This is a genomic window from Shimia aestuarii, assembly GCF_022814865.1.
GTDB lineage: Bacteria > Pseudomonadota > Alphaproteobacteria > Rhodobacterales > Rhodobacteraceae > Shimia > Shimia aestuarii_A.
On the sequence record NZ_JAKVRD010000043.1, the window covers coordinates 1 to 5,769 of the forward strand.

Annotated in this window: 2 tRNA genes and 3 rRNA genes; all 5 read right to left on the reverse strand. The window is 52.9% G+C overall.

Going from position 1 to position 5,769, the window contains the following annotated elements:
• Positions 1–41 precede the first annotated feature (41 nt).
• The 5 genes from rrf to MK745_RS19520 all read right to left on the reverse strand — a co-directional run bounded on the left by rrf (position 42) and on the right by MK745_RS19520 (position 5,275).
• Positions 42–156: ribosomal RNA gene (gene rrf, locus MK745_RS19500) — 5S ribosomal RNA — on the reverse strand.
• A gap of 71 nt (positions 157–227) precedes the next feature.
• A 23S ribosomal RNA gene (locus tag MK745_RS19505) occupies positions 228–3,065 on the reverse strand.
• Positions 3,066–3,482: 417 nt separating this feature from the next.
• A tRNA-Ile gene (locus MK745_RS19510) sits at positions 3,483–3,559 on the reverse strand.
• Between the two features lie 22 nt (positions 3,560–3,581).
• Positions 3,582–3,657: transfer RNA gene (locus tag MK745_RS19515), tRNA-Ala, on the reverse strand.
• Positions 3,658–3,811: 154 nt separating this feature from the next.
• Positions 3,812–5,275 (reverse strand): 16S ribosomal RNA (locus MK745_RS19520).
• Together the 16S, 23S and 5S rRNA genes with 2 tRNA genes alongside form the textbook arrangement of a ribosomal RNA operon.
• Positions 5,276–5,769: the final 494 nt, after the last annotated feature.

The window sequence follows — 5,769 nt, forward strand, 5'->3', positions numbered from 1 at the left end:
TCATTCAGAGAGGTACAAATTTGTTATTTGGTTCTTACTAGGTTTGGCGGTGACCTACTCTCCCACGTCTTGAGACGCAGTACCATCGGCGCGACGGTGCTTAACGGCCGGGTTCGGGATGGGACCGGGTGTTTCACTCGTGCTATGACCACCAAACCGAGAAAGGACCAAATAACCAAGTCAAGTTGTGTGTATGCTTTTGATTTCCAGTCTGTCTTTTACTGGATCAAATCAAGCCTATCGGGCCATTAGTACCGGTCAACTGAACATGTTACCATGCTTACATCTCCGGCCTATCGACGTGGTGGTCTACCACGGCCCTCAGGGATACCTTGTTTTGAGGGGGGCTTCCCGCTTAGATGCCTTCAGCGGTTATCCTGTCCGATCATAGCTACCCAGCACTGCTATTGGCATAACAACTGGTCCACCAGTGGATCGTTCACCCCGGTCCTCTCGTACTAGGGGCAACTCCTCTCAAGTATCCTACACCCACGGCAGATAGGGACCGAACTGTCTCACGACGTTCTAAACCCAGCTCACGTACCTCTTTAAACGGCGAACAGCCGTACCCTTGGGACCTGCTCCAGCCCCAGGATGAGATGAGCCGACATCGAGGTGCCAAACACTGCCGTCGATATGGACTCTTGGGCAGTATCAGCCTGTTATCCCCGGCGTACCTTTTATCCGTTGAGCGATGGCCCTTCCACTCGGGACCACCGGATCACTATGGCCGTCTTTCGACTCTGCTTGACTTGTCAGTCTCGCAGTCAGGCTGGCTTCTGCCATTGCACTCAACGAGCGATTTCCGACCGCTCTGAGCCAACCTTCGCGCGCCTCCGTTACGCTTTAGGAGGCGACCGCCCCAGTCAAACTACCCGCCACGCAGGGTCCCGGATCCGGATAACGGACCGCGGTTAGACATCAAGCAGAACAAGGGTGGTATCTCAAGGGAGGCTCCACCGGGACTGGCGTCCCGGTTTCAAAGCCCACCACCTATCCTGCACATGTTGTGCCTGATGCCAGTGCGAAGCTGTAGTAAAGGTGCACGGGGTCTTTCCGTCTAACCGCGGGAAGCCTGCATCTTGACAGGCAATTCAATTTCGCTGAGTCGATGTTGGAGACAGCGGGGAAGTCGTTACGCCATTCGTGCAGGTCGGAACTTACCCGACAAGGAATTTCGCTACCTTAGGACCGTTATAGTTACGGCCGCCGTTTACCTGGGCTTCAATTCGGAGCTCTCACCCCTCCTTTTAACCTTCAGGCACCGGGCAGGCGTCAGACCCTATACGTCGTCTTGCGACTTCGCAGAGCCCTGTGTTTTTAGTAAACAGTCGCCACCCCCTGGTTTGTGCCCCCAGCCAATACTTGCGTAGAAACTGGGCCTCCTTCTCGCGAACTTACGGAGGTATTTTGCCGAGTTCCTTCAACATCGTTCTCTCAAGCGCCTTGGTATGCTCTACCAGTCCACCTGTGTCGGTTTAGGGTACGATCTTATGATGGAGCTATTTCCAGGGACTGATTAGCGGCCCCTCCAATCCGATAAGGAGGAACAACCTTCACAATCCGTCACTACCATCTGGCTCCGGAATATTAACCGGATTCCCATCGACTACGCCTTTCGGCCTCGCCTTAGGGGTCGGCTTACCCTGCTCAGATTAGCTTTAAGCAGGAACCCTTGGACTTTCGGCGAGAGTGTCTCTCACACTCTTTGTCGCTACTCATGTCATCATTCTCACTAGTGATCTCTCCACCGGATGGCTCACGCCCCGGCTTCATCGAAAGCTCCTTGATCCTCCAAGGCGATCCGAGGATCGCTAAAGAGGATAGGAACTATGTCACACTACGCTCTGCTACCACAGTCACAAAAGTGACTATCCTAAGCTTCGGCTCATGGCTTGAGCCCCGTTACATCTTCGCCGCAGGACAACTTATTTAGACCAGTGAGCTGTTACGCTATCTTTAAAGGATGGCTGCTTCTAAGCCAACCTCCTGGTTGTTTTGGTCGTCCCACCTGCTTTCCCACTTAGCCATGAATTAGGGGCCTTAGCTGTAGGTCAGGGTTGTTTCCCTCTCCACTACGGACGTTAGCATCCGCAGTGTGTCTGCCATCTAGTACTCCCGGGTATTCGGAGTTTGGTTAGGATCAGTAAGCCTGTGGGGCCCCATTACCCATCCAGTGCTCTACCCCCCGGGGTATTCGGATGACGCTCTACCTAAATAGATTTCGCAGAGAACCAGCTATCTCCGAGTTTGATTGGCCTTTCACCCCTAGGCACAACTCATCCCGATCTTTTTCAACAGATGTGGGTTCGGCCCTCCAGTAAGTGTTACCTTACCTTCAGCCTGGTCATGCCTAGATCACTCGGTTTCGGGTCTAATGCATCTAACTCAATCGCCCTATTAAGACTCGCTTTCGCTGCGCCTACACCTAACGGCTTAAGCTTGCTAGATACACTAAGTCGATGACCCATTATACAAAAGGTACGCTGTCAGCCCTCAAGGGGCCTCCAACTGATTGTAGGCGTTCGGTTTCAGGTACTGTTTCACTCCCCTCGTCGGGGTGCTTTTCACCTTTCCCTCACGGTACTGGTTCGCTATCGGTCAGTAAGGAGTACTTAGCCTTCGAAGGTGGTCCTCCGATCTTCAGACAGGATTTCACGTGTCCCGCCCTACTTAATACATCCCATCGAGCTTCCCATACGGGGCTGTCACCCGCTATGGCCATGCTTCCCAACATGTTCTGGTCACTCTCAAGGCTTGGCTGGTCCGCGTTCGCTCGCCGCTACTAGCAGAGTATCAATTGATTTCCTTTCCTCCGGGTACTTAGATGTTTCAGTTCCCCGGGTTTGCTCTTAAAACCCTATGTATTCAGGTCTTAAGTACCTGTTTCAGCAACTTGTTGACTACCAAAGGTAACAACAAGGAACTGTCAGGTGGGTTCCCCCATTCAGAGATCCATGGATCAAAGCTTATTCTCAGCTCCCCATGGCTTATCGCAGAGTATCACGTCTTTCATCGCCTCTTACTGCCAAGGCATCCACCAAACGCCCTTCTCGCGCTTGATTTGATCCAGAAAGAGACAGACTTGCGTCTGACGTGACCGCATAAGCTGGCAAGCAATGCAGTCCTGTTTCTGAACCAAAAGTCATACTTTTCCCGCTCTTCCTCCTGGAACCCACACTTCCGATGTCGGTCGGACCCGTGTGGAGGAAGAAGAACATTGAGCAACCGCTTGGTTGCTCGGGTTAGTGTACTTGACTTGGACAACACTGTCGTTTCAGCCGGCATACCTCTGGGGACCCGAGGAAAGGATCCGTCAAAAGCTTGCTCCGAAGAGCACCGAACTGAGACTGCCAAAGACTTATGGCACTCAACAGTGTCGTTATTTGTATCTCTCTAAACGATGTCAAAACTTCCGAAGAAGTATTCATCCGATTGGATGGCTAAGAACCAACTTGGTGCTTAACGATCAAATCGTAGAATGGTGGGTCGAGGAGGACTTGAACCTCCGACCTCACGCTTATCAGGCGTGCGCTCTAACCACCTGAGCTACCGACCCATTCTCTTGTCGGGCCGTGCAGTGGTGGAGCCTAGGAGGATCGAACTCCTGACCTCCTGAATGCAAATCAGGCGCTCTCCCAGCTGAGCTAAGGCCCCTTGCCTAAAACCTCGCGGGCAACCCGCAAAGCCTAGCTTTTCCTGAAGAGATATGAGGACGGCCTGGTCCGTCTGATATAGATCGGCAAAGGTACCGATCTGTTGCTAAGTATCTCACGTGATTGGCGAACCAATCATCTAGAGATATCCTTAGAAAGGAGGTGATCCAGCCGCAGGTTCCCCTACGGCTACCTTGTTACGACTTCACCCCAGTCGCTGATCCTACCGTGGTCCGCTGCCTCCCAAAAGGGTTAGCGCACGGCCGTCGGGTAGAACCAACTCCCATGGTGTGACGGGCGGTGTGTACAAGGCCCGGGAACGTATTCACCGCGTCATGCTGTTACGCGATTACTAGCGATTCCGACTTCATGCCGTCGAGTTGCAGACGACAATCCGAACTGAGACAGTTTTTAGGGATTAACCCATTGTCACTGCCATTGTAGCACGTGTGTAGCCCAACCCGTAAGGGCCATGAGGACTTGACGTCATCCACACCTTCCTCCCGCTTATCACGGGCAGTTTCCCTAGAGTGCCCAGCCGAACTGCTGGCAACTAAGGATGTGGGTTGCGCTCGTTGCCGGACTTAACCGAACATCTCACGACACGAGCTGACGACAGCCATGCAGCACCTGTCACTGCGTCCCCGAAGGGAACGTTCCATCTCTGGAAGTGGCACAGGATGTCAAGGGTTGGTAAGGTTCTGCGCGTTGCTTCGAATTAAACCACATGCTCCACCGCTTGTGCGGGCCCCCGTCAATTCCTTTGAGTTTTAATCTTGCGACCGTACTCCCCAGGCGGAATGCTTAATCCGTTAGGTGTGTCACCGAATAGCATGCTACCCGACGACTGGCATTCATCGTTTACGGTGTGGACTACCAGGGTATCTAATCCTGTTTGCTCCCCACACTTTCGCACCTCAGCGTCAGTATCGAGCCAGTGAGCCGCCTTCGCCACTGGTGTTCCTCCGAATATCTACGAATTTCACCTCTACACTCGGAATTCCACTCACCTCTCTCGAACTCTAGACTACCAGTATCAAAGGCAGTTCCGGGGTTGAGCCCCGGGATTTCACCCCTGACTTAATAGTCCGCCTACGCGCGCTTTACGCCCAGTAATTCCGAACAACGCTAACCCCCTCCGTATTACCGCGGCTGCTGGCACGGAGTTAGCCGGGGTTTCTTTACCAGATACTGTCATTATCATCTCTGGCGAAAGAGCTTTACGACCCTAAGGCCTTCATCACTCACGCGGCATGGCTGGATCAGGCTTGCGCCCATTGTCCAAGATTCCCCACTGCTGCCTCCCGTAGGAGTCTGGGCCGTGTCTCAGTCCCAGTGTTGCTGATCATCCTCTAAAACCAGCTATAGATCGTAGACTTGGTAGGCCATTACCCCACCAACTATCTAATCTAACGCGGGCCGATCCAAATCCGATAAATCTTTCCCCCGAAGGGCGTATAAGGTATTACTCACCGTTTCCAGTGGCTATTCCTTAGATCTGGGCACGTTCCCACGCGTTACTAACCCGTCCGCCGCTCACTCCGAAGAGTGCGCTCGACTTGCATGTGTTAGGCCTGCCGCCAGCGTTCGTTCTGAGCCAGGATCAAACTCTCAAGTTGAAAAGCTGTTACCAGCTTATCCTTGACGTTCGAACCTCTGCACATACTGTGTCCCAACCTGGCAAGGTCAGGACAATTTCCGGTCCAACCGGCTGGTCGGACCTACTTCTGTTTGTGACATCAGTACCAAAAGATACCGAAAGCCGACAAACAGTGAAGCTGACACTCCATCATCGGCCGAAGCCTAAGAGCGTGGATATATGTGCAGTTGTTTGTTCATCGAATGAACCAAACCGCCCACATATCTCTTCAGTGTCTTTATCAATGTCAAATAACGTCCGGATCAGATAACCCGAGAGACAAAATCAACCGGAAGCGCCAATTCTCTTATGGCGCAACCCGTATCAGCTGCCTCATATTGTGTGCCTTCCGAAACTCCCGAACCTCAGTCCGTCGCCCCGTCTGGCGTCCCGTTGTGCGCCTCAGCGCCGCCGGTGAGGGGGTATTTACGGATAACACCAAACACCCGCAACCCCTTTTTCGCAATTTCGTCA